Annotated in this window: 18 protein-coding genes; 8 read left to right on the forward strand and 10 right to left on the reverse strand. The window is 67.4% G+C overall.

Annotated elements, in window-relative coordinates; all coding sequences use genetic code 11:
• The first annotated feature begins 179 nt into the window (after positions 1 to 179).
• The gene (locus tag ACM1PE_RS15735; protein ID WP_419343759.1) at positions 180 to 893 is read left to right on the forward strand and encodes a response regulator; all 714 of its coding nucleotides are present in this window, start codon (positions 180 to 182) and stop codon (positions 891 to 893) included.
• A complete protein-coding gene (locus ACM1PE_RS15740) occupies positions 893 to 2,284 on the forward strand; it encodes a HAMP domain-containing sensor histidine kinase (protein WP_419343760.1) in 1,392 nt (463 codons plus the stop codon). Before ACM1PE_RS15735 ends, ACM1PE_RS15740 begins: the two co-directional genes overlap by 1 nt.
• A 7-nt stretch (positions 2,285 to 2,291) precedes the next feature.
• Here ACM1PE_RS15740 and ACM1PE_RS15745 read toward each other — a convergent pair whose 3' ends face one another.
• Genes ACM1PE_RS15745 through ACM1PE_RS15755 form a run of 3 tightly spaced genes read right to left on the reverse strand, consistent with a single transcriptional unit; the run spans position 2,292 to position 5,064 of the window.
• Entirely contained in the window at positions 2,292 to 3,110 is an 819-nt protein-coding gene (locus ACM1PE_RS15745) for a TatD family hydrolase (RefSeq protein WP_059373490.1), read from the reverse strand.
• Between the two features lie 39 nt (positions 3,111 to 3,149).
• On the reverse strand, positions 3,150 to 3,839 hold the full coding sequence (locus ACM1PE_RS15750) for an ABC transporter ATP-binding protein (protein ID WP_059373492.1): 690 nt from the start codon (positions 3,837 to 3,839) through the stop codon (positions 3,150 to 3,152).
• Positions 3,832 to 5,064 (reverse strand): lipoprotein-releasing ABC transporter permease subunit, encoded by a 1,233-nt coding sequence (locus ACM1PE_RS15755; protein WP_240633261.1) that lies wholly within the window; start codon positions 5,062 to 5,064, stop codon positions 3,832 to 3,834. Before ACM1PE_RS15755 ends, ACM1PE_RS15750 begins: the two co-directional genes overlap by 8 nt.
• Positions 5,065 to 5,242: 178 nt before the next feature.
• Here ACM1PE_RS15755 and ACM1PE_RS15760 point away from each other — a divergent pair, with 178 nt between their 5' ends.
• Both ACM1PE_RS15760 and recJ read left to right on the forward strand, forming a co-directional pair.
• A complete protein-coding gene (locus ACM1PE_RS15760; protein WP_306637055.1) occupies positions 5,243 to 6,187 on the forward strand; it encodes a hypothetical protein in 945 nt (314 codons plus the stop codon).
• Entirely contained in the window at positions 6,169 to 7,869 is a 1,701-nt protein-coding gene (gene recJ / locus ACM1PE_RS15765) for a single-stranded-DNA-specific exonuclease RecJ (RefSeq protein WP_059373498.1), read from the forward strand. The genes ACM1PE_RS15760 and recJ overlap by 19 nt, the downstream gene beginning before the upstream one ends.
• 95 nt (positions 7,870 to 7,964) lie before the next feature.
• On the opposite strand, the gene ACM1PE_RS15770 is transcribed toward recJ, so the two are convergent.
• Entirely contained in the window at positions 7,965 to 9,275 is a 1,311-nt protein-coding gene (locus tag ACM1PE_RS15770; protein ID WP_419343761.1) for an MFS transporter, read from the reverse strand.
• A gap of 255 nt (positions 9,276 to 9,530) precedes the next feature.
• Here ACM1PE_RS15770 and prfB point away from each other — a divergent pair.
• The 4 genes from prfB (at position 9,531) to ACM1PE_RS15790 (ending at position 13,301) form a co-directional block, all read left to right on the forward strand.
• A protein-coding gene (gene prfB / locus ACM1PE_RS15775) for a peptide chain release factor 2 (RefSeq protein ID WP_118932677.1) occupies positions 9,531 to 10,635 on the forward strand; the annotation gives its coding sequence in 2 pieces (ribosomal slippage) (positions 9,531 to 9,611 and positions 9,613 to 10,635; 1,104 coding nt in all).
• Positions 10,636 to 10,675: 40 nt separating this feature from the next.
• Complete coding sequence (locus ACM1PE_RS15780; RefSeq protein WP_059373504.1) at positions 10,676 to 11,431, forward strand: SDR family oxidoreductase; 756 nt, start codon at positions 10,676 to 10,678, stop codon at positions 11,429 to 11,431.
• Positions 11,432 to 11,441: 10 nt separating this feature from the next.
• On the forward strand, positions 11,442 to 12,965 hold the full coding sequence (gene lysS, locus ACM1PE_RS15785) for a lysine--tRNA ligase (RefSeq protein ID WP_059373507.1): 1,524 nt from the start codon (positions 11,442 to 11,444) through the stop codon (positions 12,963 to 12,965).
• 15 nt (positions 12,966 to 12,980) lie between these two features.
• Entirely contained in the window at positions 12,981 to 13,301 is a 321-nt protein-coding gene (locus ACM1PE_RS15790) for a preprotein translocase subunit TatB (protein ID WP_419343762.1), read from the forward strand.
• 21 nt (positions 13,302 to 13,322) lie between these two features.
• On the opposite strand, the gene ACM1PE_RS15795 is transcribed toward ACM1PE_RS15790, so the two are convergent.
• Genes ACM1PE_RS15795 through ACM1PE_RS15820 form a run of 6 tightly spaced genes read right to left on the reverse strand, consistent with a single transcriptional unit; the run spans position 13,323 to position 20,079 of the window.
• Positions 13,323 to 13,958 carry a TetR/AcrR family transcriptional regulator gene (locus ACM1PE_RS15795; protein WP_419343763.1) on the reverse strand — a complete coding sequence of 212 codons (636 nt, stop codon included), beginning with the start codon at positions 13,956 to 13,958 and terminating at the stop codon, positions 13,323 to 13,325.
• Between the two features lie 6 nt (positions 13,959 to 13,964).
• Positions 13,965 to 15,119, reverse strand: a complete 1,155-nt coding sequence (locus ACM1PE_RS15800; protein ID WP_419343764.1) for a thiolase family protein — start codon at positions 15,117 to 15,119, stop codon at positions 13,965 to 13,967.
• Positions 15,116 to 16,975, reverse strand: a complete 1,860-nt coding sequence (locus ACM1PE_RS15805) for an AMP-dependent synthetase/ligase (RefSeq protein WP_059373515.1) — start codon at positions 16,973 to 16,975, stop codon at positions 15,116 to 15,118. The genes ACM1PE_RS15800 and ACM1PE_RS15805 overlap by 4 nt, the downstream gene beginning before the upstream one ends.
• Positions 16,972 to 17,766, reverse strand: coding sequence for an ABC transporter ATP-binding protein (locus ACM1PE_RS15810; protein WP_054456135.1), 795 nt, complete (start codon positions 17,764 to 17,766; stop codon positions 16,972 to 16,974). The genes ACM1PE_RS15805 and ACM1PE_RS15810 overlap by 4 nt, the downstream gene beginning before the upstream one ends.
• Before the next feature lie 52 nt (positions 17,767 to 17,818).
• Complete coding sequence (locus ACM1PE_RS15815; RefSeq protein WP_059373517.1) at positions 17,819 to 19,000, reverse strand: ABC transporter substrate-binding protein; 1,182 nt, start codon at positions 18,998 to 19,000, stop codon at positions 17,819 to 17,821.
• A 41-nt stretch (positions 19,001 to 19,041) separates the two neighbouring features.
• Positions 19,042 to 20,079 carry a branched-chain amino acid ABC transporter permease gene (locus ACM1PE_RS15820; RefSeq protein WP_118932681.1) on the reverse strand — a complete coding sequence of 346 codons (1,038 nt, stop codon included), beginning with the start codon at positions 20,077 to 20,079 and terminating at the stop codon, positions 19,042 to 19,044.
• Positions 20,080 to 20,082 lie beyond the last annotated feature (3 nt).

The following is a 20,082-nucleotide window of genomic DNA, read 5'->3' on the forward strand; positions in this document are numbered from 1 at the left end:
CACCCCGCATGCGGCGTCCGTCCTGCCTCGTATTTATTAATGAAAACCATTCTCATATTAGAATTGGACCTGCCGGGAGCCAGCAACACGCTTTCCGCAACTTTTATCTTCTTTGCACTTCTTGACACTCCGGCCCGCGGCCATAAGCCAAACTGCCGGATGCAGAACCGACGACACGCATGCCTTTTTCCCACGCACCGGCGACTCGCCGCATCCTGCTGATCGATGACGATGTCGAGCTTGCGCAGATGCTGCGCGAGTACCTGGAACCCAGTCATTGCCGGCTCACCCTGGCGCATAGCGGCACGCAGGGCCTGGCCCTGTTGGCTCAGGACGACTACGACCTGGTGCTGCTGGACCTGATGCTGCCCGACGGCAATGGGCTGGATCTGCTGAAGCAATACCGCCTGCGCTCGCGCCGGCCGGTCATCATGTTCACCGCCCACGGCGGCGAGACGGACCGCGTGCTGGGCTTGGAGTTCGGCGCCGACGACTACCTGGCCAAACCCTTCAGTCCGCGCGAACTCAAGGCCCGCATCACGGCGGTCCTGCGCCGCTTCGAAGAGGTGCCCGACACGGCCCGCCCCGCCCTGGCGCTGGGCGCAGTGTCGCTGGACGCCGCCACCGGCGTGCTGCGAATGGGCGACAGCGAAATTCCATTGACCGGCGCCGAACAGCGCATCCTGGAAATCCTCATGCGCACGCCCGGGCAGGTGGTCGCGCGCGACCAGATCGGTCTGTACGCGCTGGGCCGCAAGCCCGACCGCTACGACCGCAGCATCGACACCCACATCAGCTCGCTGCGCAAGAAGCTGCGCAGCGACAGCGGCGCCGAGACATTGGCGATCCGCAACCTGCGCGGCCTGGGTTACGTACTGGCCGGCGCCGACTGATGGCCTGGCTGCCCACCCGCTCGCTCTTCGGACGCGCTTTCCTGACCTTCTGGGGCGCGATGGCGGTCATCCTGGTCTGCGGCATGGTGCTGACGGCCGCGGTCGCCTGGTACCGCTTCAACTCGCTGGACGGCTTGAATCCCGGCAATCTCACGCGCGACGCCGCGCAAATCGCCCGTAGCGAAGGGGCGGACGGCCTGAAGCGCTGGGTCGAGGCAATGGACCAGCGCTACTCGGCCCTGAAAATCTACATCATGGACGCCCGCGACCAGGACATCCTGGGCCGGCGCCTGCCCGCCCGCATGGAAGACTGGCTGAGCGATTTCCGCGCCGGGCCGGACCGCTCGCCGAAAGCCGACTACCTTCCCGCCGACCCCGCCGGCGAGCGCGTTTCCTGGTGGGAGCCGCAGAAGCTGATCCTGCCCGATGGTTCGGTGCTGCTCTTGCTGTTCCTGCCGTTCGACTCCTCGCATTGGGAAGTGCTGGCCCTGTCGCCCGTTGCGCTGGCGCTGATGCTGTTCGCGCTGGCCGTGACCGCGCCGTTCTGCTGGGCCTTGAGCCGCCACGTGACGGCGCCCTTGGCACAGTTGCGCCAGACCACGCATGCCTTGTCCGCCGGGCGGCTGGATGCGCACACGCCCGCCAAGCTGGCGCGCCGCAAGGATGAACTAGGCCTCCTGGCGCGCGATTTCGACGCGATGGCCGACCGCCTGAAGGCGCTGGTCGACACGCGCGAGCAACTGCTGCACAACATCGCGCACGAACTGCGCTCGCCGCTTGCGCGGCTGCGGCTGGCGGCGGAGCTGGCGCGGCGCAGGGACGAGCGCCAGGACCTGCAGCTCGACCGCATCGAACTCGAATGCGAACGCCTGGACGCGCTGGTCGGCAACACCTTGCGGCTGGCGCGCCTGGGCGCCCTGCCCGTGCCTACCGACACCCTGGACCTGGCCGAACTCGTGTCCGACGTCGTCGAAGACGCACGCTTTGAGGCCGGCGGCCGGCAGATCCGCATAGAGTGGAACCAGCATGCGCCCGTGCCCCTGGTCGGCGACCGCTGCAGCCTGGCCAGCGCCATCGAGAACGTACTGCGCAACGCCTTGCGCTTTGCGCCCGCGCACAGCGCGATCCGCGTGCGCCTGCTGTCGACCGCGCACGAAGCCTGCCTGGAGATCGAGGACCGCGGGCCCGGCGTGGCCGCGGAAGAACTGCAATCGCTATTCGAACCTTTCTATCGGACGGCCTCCGGCGCGCGCAAGCCGGGCAGCGGCGCCGGACTGGGCCTGTCGATTGCCCAGGCCGCCGTGGCCGCGCACAAGGGCAGGATGTCGGCCCGCAACATGTCGCCGCAGGGGCTGAGCGTGCGGCTGGAACTGCCGCGCCTGAACGGCTGAGGCCCGGTCAGTCGGCGTCGGCCAGGATCGCGGCCGGCAGCCGCGGCAATACCCGCATGGCGTTGGCCGTGGTGGCATGCGCCACTTGCACCGGCGTGATGCCGCGCAGCTCGGCCAGCGTGGCGGCGATGCGGACCAGTTCGACCGGCGCATTGCGCCGCTGCGGCGGATGCAGCCAGGCCGGCGGAATGTCGGGCGCGTCGGTTTCCAGCACCAGGTGCGCCAGATCCACGTCCACCGCATGGCGGCGGATCTGCAAGGCTCGCTCGTAGGTCATCGCGCCGCCCAGGCCCAGCGCGAAGCCCTGGTCTATGAATGCCTGCGCCTGCTGCGCGCTGCCGTTGAAGGCATGCGCGATGCCGCCGATGCGAGGATGGCGGCGCAGGTATTTCAAGAGGATGTCCTGCGACTTGCGCACGTGCAGCAGCACCGGCAGGCCGAACTCGGCGGCCAGCGCCAGTTGCGCGGCATAGAAGTGTTCCTGGCGCTCGCGCGGTTCGCCGGAGGCGATTTCAGGCACGAAGAAGTCCAGGCCGATCTCGCCGATGGCGACGAAGCGGGGGTCGCCCAGCGATTCCTTGACGGCCGCGCGCAACGCCTCCAGGTCGCCGTCGCCGGCGCGCTGAACATACAGCGGATGGATGCCCAGTGCATAGGCGCCGCCGGCCGTCTTGCCGGCCAGTTCGCGCACCACGGAAAAATTGGCGCGCTCGACGGCGGGAATCACGATGGATTGGACGCCTGCCTCACAGGCACGGTCGGCGACCTGCTCGCGGTCGGCGTCGAACTCGGCGGCATCCAGGTGGCAATGGGTATCGATCAGCATGGGCGCGACCTCCTTGCCCGGATTATCCCCCGGCGCGCCTTAACCCGAAACCAGGCGGCCGTTTTCCATGAGCAACTGGCGGTCGGCGCGGGCGGCCAGTTCCGGGTCGTGCGTGACGATGGCGAACGCCGTGCCGGACTCCTGATTCACCCGCGTCAGCAGTTCGAACATATTGTGCGCGGTGTGGCGGTCCAGGTTGCCGGTGGGCTCGTCGGCCAGCACGCAGACCGGGCGCGTGACCAGCGCGCGCGCCAGCGCCACGCGCTGCCGCTCGCCGCCGGACAGCTGGCCCGGGAAGTGACCTTCGCGCGCGGCCAGGCCCACCAGACCCAGAACCTCGTGCGCGGCGGCGCGCGCCTTGTCGCGATTCTCGCGGCGCACGATCAGCGGCATCGCCACGTTGTCCAGCGCGGAGAATTCCGGCAACAGGTGGTGGAACTGGTAGACGAAGCCCAGGCTGCGGTTGCGCACGGCGCTCTTGCGGGCCTCGGACAGCCCGACGGCAAGCTGGCCGTCCACCGACACGGAGCCGCTGGTGGGCACGTCCAGCAGGCCCAGGATATGCAGCAGCGTGCTCTTGCCGGAACCGGAGGCGCCGACGATGGCGACCATCTCGCCACGCGCCACCGACAGGCTGACGTTGCTCAGCACTTCAATGCGCGCAGGGCCTTCGTCGTAGACCTTGACGATGTTGTCGGCCTGCAGCGCGGGAGTCAGCATGTCAGTCATGGCGCAGCACCTGTGCGGGTTGCAGGCGCGAGGCGCGCCAGCTGGGATACAGGGTCGCCAGCAGCGACAGCACCAGGGAAGTCACGCCGATGGTGACGATGTCGCCCACTTGCGGATCGGACGGCAAGGCGCTGATGAAATAGATTTCACGCGGCAGGAAATGCACGCCCAGCAAGCCTTCGATGAAGGGCACGATCACGTCCACGTTATAGGCGATGAGGATGCCGCCCGCCACGCCCAGCAGCGTGCCGATCACGCCGATCAGCGCCCCCTGCACCAGAAAGATGCGGGCGATCTCGCGCGGACCCGCGCCCAGCGTGCGCAGGATGGCGATGTCGGACTGCTTGTCCTTCACGGCCATGACCAGGGAGGACAGCAGGTTGAACGCGGCCACGGCCACGATCAGCGCCAGGATCAGGAACATCATGCGCTTTTCGGTCTTCACGGCCGCGAACCAGGTGCGGTTGTTGCGCGACCAGTCGCTCGCCATCACGTAGGGCGGCAGCACCTTCTGCAATTCCGCCGCCACTTCCGGGGCGCGCTGCATGTCGGCCACGCGCAGGCGCACGCCGGCAGTGCCGCTGTCACGGAACACGCGGGCGGCATCCTCGTCGTCGACGAAGGCCAGCGAGGAATCGTATTCATAGTGGCCGGACGAGAACACGCCCACCACGGTGAACTGGCGCATGCGCGGGGTGAAACCCGCCGGGCTGATCGAGCCCTGCGGCGCCATCATCAAGAGCGTATCGCCCAGCTTCACGCCCATGCCGTCGGCCAGTTCATTGCCCAGCACCACGCCGAAACTGCCGGGCTTCAGGTCGGTCAGCTTGCCCGATACCATCTGGCGCGGCAGGTCCGACACATTGCCTTCGGTCTGCGGATCGATGCCGCGCACCTGCACGCCGCGCAAGGCCTGCCCGCGCACCAGCATGCCCTGCGCCGCCACGAACGGGGCGCCGGCCTTGACGGAGGAATTTTTCTCGGCGGCGGAAGCGAACTCCTGCCATTTCTCCAGCACCCGCTCGGGGGCAGCCCCCGGGATATAGAGTTCAATATGCGGCAGCACCGACAGCATGCGGTCGCGCACTTCCTTCTGGAAGCCGTTCATCACGGACAGCACCACGATCAGGGCGGCGACGCCCAGCGCGATGCCCGCCATGGAACTGGCGGCGATGAAGGAGATGAAGCGATCGCGGCGGCCGCGTCGCTGGCGGATTCGGGCCAACCCGGCATAGCGGGCGCCTATCCAGAGTTCGTAGGGTATTTTCAGCACGAGCGCATTATGGCATTAACCGCCTGGATTCCGCGCCGCGGATGTGCGCGTCCAAGACCAGGCGTTTCAAGCTATGGCAGTGCCAGGCGCCGCTTAGTTCCCGCAGCCCGTGCGGACTACAATCGCGCCCATGCTGATCGTCATTCCGGGCGCTTTGCCCGCCCTACCCGTCGCCGCCGAACTGGCCAAGCTCCTGCCCGAACGCGCGCCCACGCTGCACGGCTGGCTCCAGGCCGGCGCCGCCCGCCCCCAGGCTCACGACGTGCGCGCCCAAGGCTGTACGCCCTACGAAGCCTGGCAGTTGGCCCGCGCCGGCTACGTCCCCGAAGCGGGCCTGCCGCCCGGCGCCGGACTGGGTCCGCTGCTGGCCGGCGCCCAAACCGACGGCGATGAACCCGTCTGGCTGGCCGAGCTGGTCCATCTGGCGCTGGGCACGGACCAGGCCGCCTTGCTCGATCCCGGCCTGATGGAACTGCGCGCCGAGGAAGCGGCCGCCCTGCTGGACACCGCCCGCCCGCTGTTCGAAGGCACGGGCTTCGAGGTCGAGACGCTCTCGCCCGAACGCTGGCGCCTGCGCCTGCCGCAAGGCCTGCGGCCGCAGACCGCCAGTCCGCTGGCCGTGGCCGGACAACGCCTGAACGACTGGTGGCGTCAGGATGCGGAAACGCGCCCGTGGCGCCGGCTGCTCAATGAAATACAGATGGCCTGGCACGAACACCCGGTCAATGACGCCCGCGCGGCGCGCGGCCTGCCTCCGGTCAATGCGCTGTGGCTGTATGGCGGCGGCAGGCCCTGGGCGCAGTCCCCGCCTGTCCCCGCGCAGGTCTACAGCAACCTGGACGCCCCGCAGCGGGCCGGCGACTGGGCCGCCTGGCTGGACGCCCTGGCCGCGCTGGACGCGCAGCATCTGCGCCCGCTGGCCGGCAAGCACGGCCTGCCTGCCACGCCCGCCGAACTGCTGCTGCTGGGCGACGACCGCAAGGTCGCCCTAACCCTGAAACCGCGCGGGGGCCTGCTTGGCTTGCTGCCCGCGCCCAAGAAAAACTGGAGCGCCTGGTGGTCTCACCCCGCTTAACCGTCCGCACCCCCGACCCGCAAGCCTGCCGCATTCTAGAAGCCTCGGGCATCCACCCGCTGCTGGCCCGCCTGTGGGCAGCCCGCGGCGTCACCCATCCCGATCAAACCCAACTCGCCTGGAAATCGCTGCTGCCGCCCAACGGCCTGACGCATTCGGACCACGCAGCCGGCGTGCTGGCCGACGCCATCCAGGCGGGCAAGAAGCTGCTGATCGTGGCCGACTACGACTGCGACGGCGCCACCGCCTGCGCGGTCGGCTTGCGCGCCCTGTCCGCCATGGGCGCCGACGTGGACTTCCTGGTGCCCAACCGCTTCGAGACCGGCTACGGCCTGTCGCCCGCCGTGGTCGAACTGGCGGTGCGGCACCGCGCCGGCAAGCCCGACATCATCATCACGGTCGACAACGGCATCGCCAGCGTGGACGGCGTGGCCGCGGCCAATGAGGCCGGCATCGGCGTGGTCATCACCGACCACCACTTGCCGGGCGACACGCTGCCGGCGGCCCTGGCCATCGTCAACCCCAACCAGCCGGGCTGCGGCTTTCCGTCCAAGAACCTGGCAGGCGTGGGCGTCATCTTCTACATGATGCTGGCGCTGCGCGCCGAACTGCGCCGCCGCGGCGTCTATGCGGCCGACGGCGGCCCGCGCCTGGACGCGCTGTCCGACCTGGTGGCCCTGGGCACCGTGGCCGACGTGGTCAAGCTGGACGCGAACAATCGCCTGCTGGTCACGCAAGGCCTGCAGCGCATGCGCGCCGGCCGCCTGCAGCCCGGGCTGCGCGCGCTGTTCGCCGTGGCCGGACGCGAGCCGCGCGCAGCCAACGGCTTTGACCTGGGCTTTGCGCTCGGCCCCCGTATCAATGCCGCCGGCCGCCTGGCCGACATGAGCCTGGGCATCGCCTGCCTGACCACGGACGACGAGGCGCAGGCGCTGGAAATGGCGCGCGAGCTCGACAACATCAACCGCGAACGCCGCACCATCGAAGCCGAAATGCGCGAACAGGCGCTGGCCGCCATGGAAGAGCCGAACGCGGCCGCCGGCGCCACGGTCTGCGTGTTCGACCCGGGCTGGCACCAGGGCGTGGTGGGCCTGGTGGCCTCGCGCCTGAAGGAAAAGTTCTGGCGTCCCACGCTGGCTTTCGCGCCCGCCGGCGACGACGAAATCCGCGGTTCCGGCCGCTCGATTCCCGACGTGCATCTGCGCGACGCGCTGGACCTGGTGTCCAAGCGCCATCCCAACCTGATCCGCAAGTTCGGCGGCCACGCCATGGCTGCGGGCCTGACGCTGGGCCGCAACGACTTCGCCGCCTTCGCCCCCGCGTTCGACGCCGCGGTGCGCGAGCTCACGGGCCGCGATACCTTCGAGCCGGTGATCGAAACCGACGGCTCGCTGGAAACCGGCTACGCCAACGCCGACGTGGCTGGCATGCTGCAGCAGCAGGTCTGGGGCGCCGGCTTCGCCGCGCCGCTGTTCCTGGACGAGTTCGTGGTACGCAACCAGCGCCTGGTCGGGGAAAAGCACCTGAAGCTGTCGCTGGAACGCGGCCACCAGCGCTTTGACGCCATCTGGTTCGGCCACGACCAGTCGCTGCCCGAACATATTCAGGCGGCGTACCGGCTGGAGCAGAACGTTTGGAACGGGATGGTGTCGGTGCAGCTGGTGATCGAACACGCGGGGTAAGGCCCGCCATCGGAGCCAGCCCGCCGTGACCCGCGATGGCTTGCGCGCGGCGCACGCCTGAGTCTTTGCCTCAGGCTGCGCGCGCTCCATCCATCCTACTTGTTCACCAGCTTCGCCGGCTGCGCCAGGACCACCAGCGCCCCCACCGCCAAGCAGCCCGACAGCATGTAGAGGCCGGTGTTGGTGGTGCCGGTCATGTCCTTCAACCAGCCCACCAGGTACGGGCTGACGAAGCCCGCCAGGTTACCCACCGAGTTGATGAGCGCGATGCCGGCCGCGGCCGCCGTGCCGCCGAGCAAGGCGGTGGGCAGGCTCCAGAACAGCGGCAGCACCGTGCAGATGCCGATGTTCGCCACCGTCAGCGCCACGATTGCCAGCACGGTGTTGCCGCTCCAGATCGCCGAGAACAGCAGCCCCAGCGCGCCGAACAGCGCGGGCAGCGCCACGTGCCAGCGGCGTTCGCGGAGACGGTCCGAGTTGCGCGAGATCAGGATCATGCCGATCACGGCGAACAGGTTGGGAACCGCCGTCAGCAGACCGATGGCCAGCGGGCTCTGCACCCCCGTGCCCTTGATCAGGGTCGGCATCCAGAAGCCCACGCCGTAAAGCCCCATCACGAACGAGAAGTAGATCAGCGACATCGCCCAGACGCGCGGCTTGGCCAGCGCGGCGCGGATCGGCGGGTCTTCCTTCTGCTGTTCCTCGGCCGCGATGTTGCGGATCAGCACCGCCTTTTCCGTAGCGGTCAGCCATTCGGCCTTGTTGATGCGGTCATCCAGATAGATCAGCACCAGCACCCCGATCAACACCGAAGGTATGCCTTCCAGCAGGAACAGCCATTGCCAGCCCGACAGGCCATGGTCGCCATGGAACGTGCTCATGATCCAGCCGGAGATCGGCCCGCCGATCAGCCCGGACATGGGCACCGCGGTCATGAAGAAGGTCGTGATGCGGCCGCGCCGTGCCGCCGGGTACCAGTAGGTCAGGTACAGGATGATGCCGGGGAAAAACCCGGCTTCCGCGGCGCCCAGCAGGAAGCGCAGGATGTAGAACATGTGCACGCTGGTCACGAACATCATGCACGCGGAGATGATCCCCCAGGTGATCATGATGCGCGCGATCCAGATCCGCGCCCCCACCTTGTGCAGGATGATGTTGCTGGGAATCTCGAAAATGAAGTAGCCGATGAAGAAAATACCCGCGCCCAGCCCGTACACCGTTTCGCTGAACTGAAGCTCCTGCAGCATCTGCAGCTTGGCGAAACCCACGTTCACGCGGTCCAGGTAGGCCACGACGTAGCAAACCACCAGCAGCGGCACCAGCCGCCACCCTACCTTGCGGTAGATCCGGTCTTCCTCAGACGCCGGGATCGCCGGCGAAACCCCGGGGGCCATCGTATTGTCCATCTATGTCTCCATTCCTCGGCGGGATAGGCCGGCTGGGCCGGCGCCTTTGCGGCCCTGCCCTCCCGATCAGGAACGGCTGGACCGCTTATACGCAGCCTAGAACCCCCGGCTTGACAAAAAACTGAACAACTTGGATCCACGCCAGGAAACCGCCCGCTCGCGATCCGTCCCCCTTCCCGCCAACGCGGCCGCGCACTTGGCCCAAGCACGGTAAAATGTTTGGTTTCGCACAAAAGTCATCAGGACAGGATCATCATGGAAGCCGAACGTCAGAACCAGCTCGCAGCCCGCCTCGCCGATTACGCGGAGCGCGAACAGGCTCTACGGAGGTATCTTTGACTACGATGCCAAAGCCGAACGCCTGCAAGTCGTAAACGCCGAGCTCGAAGACCCGGCGGTCTGGAACGACCCCAAGCACGCCCAGGACCTGGGCCGTGAAAAGAAAGCCCTCGAAGACGTGGTGGAAACGCTCACGGCGTTGGGTACGGGCCTGTCCGATTCGAACGAACTGTTCGAAATGGCGGCCTCCGACGACGACGACGCCACCCTCGAAGCCATCGAGCAGGACGCCGACGCCTTCCAGGAAAAGCTGGAAGCGCTGGAATTCCGCCGCATGTTCTCCAATCCGGCCGATCCGCTGAACTGCTTCCTGGACATCCAGGCAGGCGCCGGCGGCACGGAAGCGCAGGACTGGGCCTCCATGCTGCTGCGCCAGTACCTGAAGTACGCCGAGCGCAAGGGCTTCAAAGCCGAAGTGCTGGAAGAATCCGAAGGCGACGTCGCGGGCCTGAAGTCCGCCACCATCAAGATCGAAGGCGAGTACGCTTTCGGCTACCTGCGCACCGAAACCGGCGTGCACCGCCTGGTGCGCAAGAGCCCGTTCGACTCCTCGGGCGGCCGCCACACCTCGTTCGCCAGCGTCTTCGTCTACCCGGAAGTCGACGAGTCCTTCGAAGTCGAAGTGAACCCCGCCGACCTGCGCGTGGACACCTACCGCGCTTCGGGCGCGGGCGGCCAGCACATCAACAAGACCGACTCGGCCGTGCGCCTGACCCACATGCCCACCGGCATCGTGGTGCAGTGCCAGAACGACCGCTCGCAGCACCGCAACCGCGCCGAAGCGATGCAGATGCTGAAGTCCAAGCTCTACGAACTGGAAATGCGCAACCGCATGGCCGAGCAGCAGAAGCTGGAAGACTCCAAGACCGACGTGGGTTGGGGCCATCAGATCCGCTCCTATGTGCTGGACCAGAGCCGCATCAAGGACCTGCGCACCAACGTTGAAATTTCCAACACGCAGAAAGTGCTGGACGGCGACCTGGATCCTTTCATCCAGGCCAGCCTGAAGCAAGGCATCTAAGTTTCGCGATACTCCCCTCAACGCATCCAGAGGTTCACGAATGTCCGACACCATCGCAATTCTTACCGGCGCTTCGCGCGGCATCGGCGCCGCCATGGCGCGCGGCCTGGCCAAACCGGGCACGCGCCTGATCACGCTGGCGCGCCGCGAAGATCCCGAACTGGCCGCCTATGCGCGTGCGCAGGACGTCCAGCTGGAACAGCTGTCCGTGGACCTGTCGGACCTGAACGCCGTTGAATCGGTGGCGCAGCGCATCTGCGCTTCGCTGCCGCGCGATGCCAGCCGCTATCTGCTGATCAACAATGCGGGCACGGTGCACCCCATCGCCGGCACCGACGCGCTGGTCGACGGCGCGGCCATCACCGCCGCCTTCAACCTGAACGTCAGCGCCGTCATGCTGCTCACGGCGCGCTTCCTGGCCGCGGTCGAAGACCTCAAGGCCGACCGCCGCGTGCTCAACATCTCCTCCGGCGCGGGCCGCAACCCGAACGCCGGCTGGGGCGTCTACTGCGCCACCAAGGCTGCGCTCGACATGTACTCGCGCGTGGTCAAGGCCGAGCAAGGCGCCGACGGCGCGCGCATCGTCGCGCTGGCCCCCGGCATCGTCGACACCGACATGCAAGTCGCCATCCGTTCCAGCGATCCGGAAAGCTTCCCGGCGCTGGCCAAGTTCCAGGAGTTCCACGCGACCGGCAAGCTGTCCTCGCCCGCCAACGTGGCCTCCCGCATCCTCGCCTACCTGGATCGCGAAGATTTCGGCACTACCGAGATCGACGACATCCGCAATTACGACTGATTCCCCGACCATGACCGACCACTCGACCACTCCGGCGCCCGCCCAGGATGAAAACCGCTTGATCGCCGAACGGCGCGCCAAGCTGGCCAAACTGCGCGAAACCGGGGTCGCGTACCCCAACGACTTCGTACCCGACGCCCGCGCCGCCGCCTTGCACGACCAGTACGACGGCCAGGAGCAGGAAGCCCTTGCCGCCAACCCTGTCACCGTCAAGGTTGCCGGCCGCATGATGCTCAAGCGCGTCATGGGCAAGGCCAGTTTCGCCACGCTGCAGGACAGCACCGGCCGCATCCAGATCTACCTGGACCGCGGCACCCTGGGCGAAGACAGCTACGCCGCGTTCAAGCAATGGGACATCGGCGACATCATCGCGATCGAAGGGTCGGTCTTCAAGACCAACAAGGGCGAACTGTCGGTGCACGCCGCCAGCGCGCGCCTGCTGTCGAAGTCGCTGCGCCCGCTGCCCGACAAGTTCCACGGCGTGGCCGACCAGGAACTGCGCTACCGCCAGCGCTACGTCGACCTCATCATGACGGACGCCACGCGCCGCACCTTCGAGGCGCGCAGCAAGGCCGTGGGCAGCATCCGCCAATTCATGCTGAACGCGGGCTTCCTCGAAGTGGAAACCCCCATGCTGCACCCGATCCCGGGCGGCGCGGCGGCCAAGCCTTTCGTCACGCACCACAACGCGCTGGACATGGAAATGTTCCTGCGCATCGCGCCCGAGCTCTACCTCAAGCGCCTGATCGTCGGCGGCTTCGAACGCGTCTTCGAAGTCAACCGCAACTTCCGCAACGAGGGCGTGAGCCCGCGCCACAATCCTGAATTCACCATGATGGAGTTCTATGCGGCCTTTGCGGACTACCGCTGGCTCATGGACTTCACCGAAGAGCTGATCCGCCAGGCCGCCATCTCGGCCACCGGCAGCGCCGTGCTGACCTACCAGGAACGCGAGTTGGACCTGGGCAAGCCCTTCGACCGCCTGACCATCTGCGAAGCCATCCTCAAGTACGCGCCGGGCTACACCCAGGCGCAACTGGACGATCCGGCCTTCGTGCGCGCGGAACTCAAGAAGCTGGGCGCCGATGCCGACGGCCCGGTGCTGTCGCGCGCCGGCCTGGGCGCGCTGCAACTGGCGCTGTTCGAAGAGACCGCCGAAGCCAAGCTCTGGAACCCCACCTACATCATCGACTACCCGGTGGAAGTCTCGCCGCTGGCGCGCGCCTCCGATACCCGCGAGGGCATCACCGAGCGCTTCGAGCTCTTCATGACGGGCCGCGAGATCGCCAACGGCTTCTCCGAGCTGAACGATCCCGAAGACCAGGCCGAACGCTTCCGCTCGCAAGTCGAAGCCAAGGACGCCGGCGACGAGGAAGCCATGTATTACGACGCGGACTACATCCGCGCCCTGGAATACGGCATGCCTCCGACGGGCGGCTGCGGCATCGGCATCGACCGCCTGGTCATGCTGCTGACCGACAGCCCCAGCATCCGCGACGTCATTCTCTTCCCGCACCTGCGCCGTGAAGACTAAAGGGGCGCTGGCATCATGATCTTCAAGATCCTGATGCTGCTGCTGGTCGTGGCGGGGCTGATCTACTGGATCAAACAGCCCCGCGGCGGCCAGCCCTATTCCTCCTATCCGGCGGCGCGGCCGCGCCGGCCGGTGTTCATCGCGCTGTGCATCGCCGCGGCGCTCTCGGTGGCAGCTTCGCTCATGACCTTCCTGCTGTGGGCGGGCGGCGTGGCCGGCGGCGTCACCGGCGGCGGCTATCATGGCCAGGTGGATTTCCTGCTGCCCGTGGCGGGCAGCCTGCTGGCGCTGGCCGTCGTCTGCGCCGTGGGCGCGTTCCTCAAGCGCCGGGGCTGAACTCCCGGCCCTGCGGCTCGCCTATTCGGGCCACTTGCCGGCTCCCGCCGGCAGCGACGGCAGCGAAGCCTGCAGCATCGCATCGATGAACTCGGCGGGCCGCAAGCGGCCGTCCGGCCTGTACCACTGCACTGTCAGGTTCATCGCGCCCAGCACGCAGCGCTTGATGACGCGCGCGTCGCCTTGCAGCAGCCCCGTCGCGACCGCTGCCGCCACCGCGTCCTGCCACATTTCTTCGTAGCGGTCGCTCAACGATTTCACGGCCGCGCGGCTGGGCGCGGACAGGCTGCGCCATTCGTAGACCAGCGCGTTCATCGCATCGCCGCCCGCGCCGTGCAGCATGCTCCACATGTGTACGCGGAACAGCGCCGCCAGCCGGTCCGCCGGCGCCTGGTAGCGCGCCAGCGCCCGTTCGCCGTCGTCTATCACTTCCTGAATGCCGTTGTTCATCACCGCCACCAGGATCTCCTCCTTGCTGCGGAAATGATGGAACAGGCTGCCGGACTGCAGGCCCACCGCCCGCGCCAGCTCGCGCACGGTGGTGCGTTCATAGCCGTGCTTGCAGAATAGCTGCCCGGCCGTCAGGATCACCTCGCGTCGGCGTTCGGACTCCGAACCCTCGTCCCGCCCTTGCGCGGCCTCCCGCAGTTTCTCCATATCCGGTCACAGCCTCTGGATGATGGTCGCCGTGGCCATGCCGTGGCCAATGCACATCAGCTGCAAGCCCAGCTCGCCTTCGGTGGCTTCCAGCCCGGCCAGCATCTTGGCCATCAGGCCGGCTCCCGTCGCGCCCAGAGGATGCCCATGCGCGATCGCCCCGCCCCAGGGATTGACGCGCGACAGATTGGCGCCCAGTTCACGCTGCCAGGCCAGTACCACGCTGGCGAAGGCTTCGTTGATCTCGATCCAGTCCATGTCTTCCAGGCTCAGGCCGGCGCGCGCCAGCGCCAGCCGCGCCGCCGGGATCACGCCCGTCAGCTGCAGCACCGGGTCCGATCCCACCGCCACGCGGGCCAGGAAACGCGCGCGGGGCCGCAAGCCGTCGGACAGCGCGGTGTCGCGATCCGCCAGCAGCACCGCGGACGCGCCGTCCGCGAGCTGGCTGGCGTTGGCGGCGGTGACGCCACCCTGTCCCGGCGGCCGCAGCGCCGGCGCCATGGCGGCCATGCGGTCGGGGTCGGTTTTCTCGCGTATGCCTTCGTCACGCCCGGCATCGGCCCGCGGCCCCGGCAGCAGCTCGGCATGGCGGCCGGCCTGCGCGGCGCTCCAGGCGCGCGCATGGCTTTCCCTTGCCCATTCGTCCATCTCGGCCTGGGACAGTTGCCAGCGCTCCGCGATCCGTTCCGCGCTCTCGATCTGGTGGATCAAGGGATAACGTTCCAGCAGGGCCGGGTTCAAGCCTTCGAAGCCGCGGAACTCGCCCTGGCCCAGCGTCACGTCCAGGAACATCGGCACCCGGCTCATGCTTTCCACGCCGCCCGCGACCACGTAGCGCATGTCGCCCGCGGCGATGGCTTGCGCGCCGAAATGCACCGCCTGCTGGCTGGATCCGCACATGCGGTTCAGGGCCACGCCCGGCACGCTCTCGGGCAAGCCCGCCAGCATGGCGGCCAGCCTGCCGATATTGGCGCCCTGCTCGCCCGCCTGGCTGACGCAGCCCGCGATCAGGTCCTCGACCTGGGCGCCTGGCAGTCCGGCCCGCGCCAACAGGCCCCTCACGGTTTCTGCCAGCAGCGTGTCCGGCCGCGTGTCTGTCCACCATCCGCCGCGCCGTCCGAAGGGGGTGCGCACGGCTTCCACGATCACGGCTTCATTCATGCCGTCGTCTCCTCAACATAGAGCGCTTCGATCTCGTCCGCATAGCTGCGGTAGATGCTGGCGCGCCTGACTTTCATGGTGGCGGTCACTTCGCCGTCATCATGGTCCAGTTCCTTGGTCAGCAGATGGAAGCGCTTGATCTGCGCCACCGGCGCCAGGCCGGCGTTGGCGCGCGCGACTTCCTGCTGCACCAGCTCGCGCACCTGCGCGCATTCGGCCAGCGAGCGGAAATGCGTGAAGGCGATGCGGCGCGACTCGGCCCACTTGCCCACCGTGTCGAACTCCAGCTGGATCAGCGCCGACACGTACTTCCTGCCGTCCGCGATCACGATGCATTCCTTGACGTAGGGGCTGCCCTTGACCGCGTTCTCGATCTCGGAAGGCGTCAGGTTCTTGCCGCCCGCCGTGATCATGATGTCCTTCAGGCGGTCCACGATGCGCACGCGCCCTGCGTCTTCAGCCACCACGTCGCCGGTGTACAGCCAGCCGTCGCGTACGGTGTTGGCGGTGGCTTCCGGGTTCTTGTAATAGCCCTGGAACACCATATCGCCGCGCACCAGCAACTCGCCGGCATCGCCCATGCGCCACTCCACGCCCAGGATCGGTTCGCCCACGGTGCCCACCTTCACGCGGTCAGGATGCTGGCCGAAGATCATGCCGGCGGACTCCGTCAGCCCGTAGACCTCGATCAGCGGCACGCCCAGCGTGCGGAAGTAGCGCACCACGTCCGGCGAGATCGGCGCCGCGCCCGTCATGGCCACGCGCACCCGCCGCAGCCCGATGAAATTCTGCAAGGCTCGCAGCACCAGCCAGTACCACAGCCAACGGGTCCAGCGCTCGCGCAGGCTGTACTGCGCGGGGGACTTTTCCAGGAACGGCGTGCAGGCGGCCAACGCGCGTCCGTAAAGCCATTGCTGCAGGCGCCCGGCTTCCTGCATCTTGATCGAAATGGCGGCGTGCAGTTTTTCCCAGATGCGCGGCACGCCCAGGAAGATCGTCGGCGCGACTTCGCGCAGGTCTTCCTGCACCGTGCGTATCGATTCGCCGAAATTCACCTGCGCGCCCAGGTAGATGGGCACGAAGGTGGACAGCATCTGTTCGGCCACGTGGCACAGCGGCAGGTAGGACAGGTGCACGCTGTTGCCGTCCATGGCCAGCCGATCGGCGATGCCCGGCGCCACGCCGCGCATATTGCCGTAGCTCAGCATCGCGCCCTTGGGCTTGCCGGTCGAGCCGGAGGTATAGATCATGAGGCCGGTGTCGTCCAGCCGCTGACCGTCCAGCGCCGTGTTCAACGCAGCGAGTTCGGCCGCCTCGCGCCGCGCCCCCTCGGCCTCGATCTCGGCGTAGGTCACGATGCGCTCGCGCTCGGCGGGCGCATAGGAGCGCAGGCCCTTGGTCTCCATCATGACGATGCGGCGCAACAGCGGCAGCCGGTCCGCCACCTGCAGCACCTTGTCGGTCTGCTCCTGGTCCTCGCACACCACCAGTTCCACGTCCGCGTGCTCCAGCACGTAGCCCATTTCCTCGGCCGGGCTGGTGGAATACACGCCCACCGCCACCGCGCCGACCGCGCCCGCGCCCATCTGCGTCAGCAGCCATTCCACGCGGTTTTCCGAGACGATGGCGACCCGCCCGCCCGCGCTCAGTCCCAGGGCGCGCAGGCCCAGTCCCACGCGGCAGGCCCGGCTCCAGTATTCCGCCCAGGTCATGGGCTTCCAGATGCCGAAGTCCTTTTGCCGGATGGCGATGGCCGCGGGCTGGCGCCGGGCCTGTTCACGCAGCATCTGCGGCAGCGTCAGGGCCGGCCACGCCTGCGCCGAAGCTCCAGGAATATCCATGTGCTTGTCCATCATGACAGCCAGCGCTTGCGGCGCTTGTAGTGCTTGATGTCGCGAAAGCCGCGGGCCTCGCCCGTGCCGCCCACGCCCAGGTAGAACTCGCGCACGTCCGGGTCCGCCGCCAGCTTCTCGGCGCTGCCGTCGATCACCACCTTGCCGGTCTCCATGATGTAGCCATAATGCGCCACCGCCAACGCCACCGAGGCATTCTGCTCCACCAGCAGCATCGACACCCCCTGTTCATGGTTGATGCGGGCGATGATGGAGAAGATGTTCTCCACCAGCATCGGCGACAGTCCCAGCGAGGGCTCGTCCAGCAGCATCAGCCTGGGCTGCGCGATCAACGCGCGGCCAATGGCCAGCATCTGCTGTTCGCCGCCCGACAGGTAGCCTGCCAGGCCGCGGCGCCGCTCGAACAGGCGCGGAAAGTAGCCATAGACCAGATCGAAGTCGACCTTCGCCCCCGGCCTGCCCGTCAGGGCATAGGTCGCGGCCACCAGGTTTTCCTCCACCGTCAGGTCCTCGAATACGCGGCGTCCCTCCATCACGTGCGCCAGCCCCGCGCGCACCAGGTTCTGCGGCCTGGCGCCCGCGGTGTCGCCGCCGTTGAAGACGATCTGCCCGCGCACCAGCGCGCCATCCTCCAGGTCCAGCAGGCCGGACACGGCCTTCAGCGTGGTGGACTTGCCGGCGCCGTTGCTGCCCAGGAGGGCCACGATGCTGCCGGCGGGCACCGACAGCGACAAGCCGCGCAGCACCTGCACCGCCTTGTTGTAGACGACTTCGATATTGTTGATATCGAGCACCGCCGCTGCGGGCGGCGCGGCATGCGCGCCATGTCCAGGGTTCACGGCCGCCTCACTTCAGCACGATCCAGTCGGATGCCGGCACCATCTGCTTCTGCTTCACGTCAGCGCGATAGATCCGCCCCACCGGGATCGAATTGCCCTTGATGGAAATCGGCACGCCGATCAGGCCGCCCGTATCGAAGTCCTTGATGCCGTCCAGCGCCGCCTTCATGTTGGCGCTGGTCAGCTCCTTGCCGGCGTCCAGCGTGCGCTTGGCGACTTCGGTGAACAGCATGGCGGCCAGGAAGCCCTGCATGTAGCCGGTGCTCTGGTATTGCGGACGCATCTCGCGGATCTTCTTCAGCATCGGCGCGTCGGCCGCCGTATCGTAGTAGTAGCGGTACGGCATCACGCCCATGAAGCCCTCGGCGTCCTCGCCCATCTGCATCACGGTGGAGTTGTCCATGGTCCAGAACGTGCCCATGTAGCGCGTCTTCAGACCCATGCGCTTGCCCTGCCCCACGAATTCGGGAATCGGCGCCAGCACGTAGCCGTGGAAGATGGTGTAGTCCGGATCGGCGCGGCGCAGCTTGATGACCTCGGTCGACACGTCCACGCTGCCCGGCGGCGTCATGATCTCGGTCGCGACCTTCAGGCCCAGCTTTTCCGCCACCGCGCGCGAGCTGGCGATGGGATCGCGGCCGAACTCCGTGTCCGAATACACGAAAGCCACCTTGGCGCCGGGCTGTTCCTTGGCGATGTAGCGCAGCAGGATGCCGAACATCTCCGTATAGTCGGGTCCCAGCATGAACTGGGCGGGATACTTGGCCGGATCGTTCAGTTCCGTGGCGAAGGACGCGCCGGTCATCAGGATGTCGCCCGTGCGGTTCAGCTCGGCGTTGATGGTCTTGGAGAAGCCCGTGGAGTCGCCGTAGTAGAAGTTCACCTTGTTCTGGCTGGTGATCTTCTTGAAGGCCGCCACCGAGGCATCCACCTTGTAGGCGGTGTCTTCCGGCACGTAGCGCAGCTTGCGGCCCTTCACGCCACCCTGATCATTGACGATCTTCACGTAGTCGGTGATGCCGGCATGGATGCCCTGCCCGGCGAAGGCGAACACCCCGCTCAGCGGGATGGACCCGCCCAGCACCAGGTCCTCGGCCGCCTGCGCGGCTGGCGCCGCCGCCAGGGCCGCCGCCAGGCCCAGGGGGGCCAACAACCTCGATAAACCGCTGCCGATCCGGATGCGCTTCATGGTTAGTCTCCTGAGGGTCTTATGGATGGCCGCCGCCATGGCTAGGTACGGAAAGGCCAGAGGTGGAAGTAGCGGCGCACGCGCCGCCAGATTTCCGCGAGCCCGTGCGGCTCGAAGATCAGAAAGCCCACGATCAGCAGGCCGAAAACAATGGTGCGCACCGGCGAAATCAGGCGCAGCGCGTCGCCGCCCACCGGCAGCCAACCCACGATCAGCTTGAGCAGTTCCGGCACCATGGTCATGAAGATGGCGCCCAGGATGGAACCCAGGATCGTGCCCATGCCGCCCACGATGATGGCCGCCAGGAAGAAAATCGACATGATCAGCGGGAAGCTCTCGGGCGTGACCACCCGGAAGAAATAGGCCCACATGCCGCCCGCCACGCCCGCATAGAACGACGACAGACCGAACGACAGCAGCTTGTAGCGCAGCAGGCGTATGCCCAGCACCTCGGCCGAAATGTCGCGGTCGCGGATGGCGATGAAAGCGCGGCCGATGCGCGTGCGGAACAGGTTGGCCGCGCCCAGCACCATCAGCGCCGTCACCGGCACGATCAGCCAGTAGATCTTGAACGAGGTGTCCAGGTCCACGCCCAGCACCCGCGCCGGCGGCACCTGCAGCCCGGTCGTGCCGCCCGTGAACTGCCAGTTGGCGAAGATGAAGTGCGCGATGAACGACGCGGCAATGGTGGCAATGGCCAGGTACAGCCCCTTCACCCGCAAGGACGGAATGCCGACCAGCAGGCCGCCCAGCATCGCCACCAGTCCGCCGGCCACCAGATTGAGCAGCACCGGCGTACCCAGCCGCTGCTCCAGCACCGCGACCGTGTACGCTCCCAGTCCCATGAAGGCGGCCTGCCCCAGGCTGACCAGGCCGGTATAGCCCGTCAGGATGTTCAGCCCCGTGGCGCTGGCGACGTTGATGGCCACCAGGCAGGCCAGATAGAGCCAATAGGCGTCGGCCACGAAGGGAAACATGGCCAGGGACGCGGCCAGCAAGGCCAGCCACGCCTTCTGCGTGCGGGTGTCGAACAGCGCTTCGTCCGCAAGATAAGTCTGCTTGGCAGTCGCGATGCGCATCGG

It is taken from the genome of Achromobacter sp. PD1 (assembly GCF_048541815.1).
In the GTDB taxonomy this organism is placed as follows: Bacteria; Pseudomonadota; Gammaproteobacteria; order Burkholderiales; family Burkholderiaceae_B; genus Achromobacter; species Achromobacter bronchisepticus_A.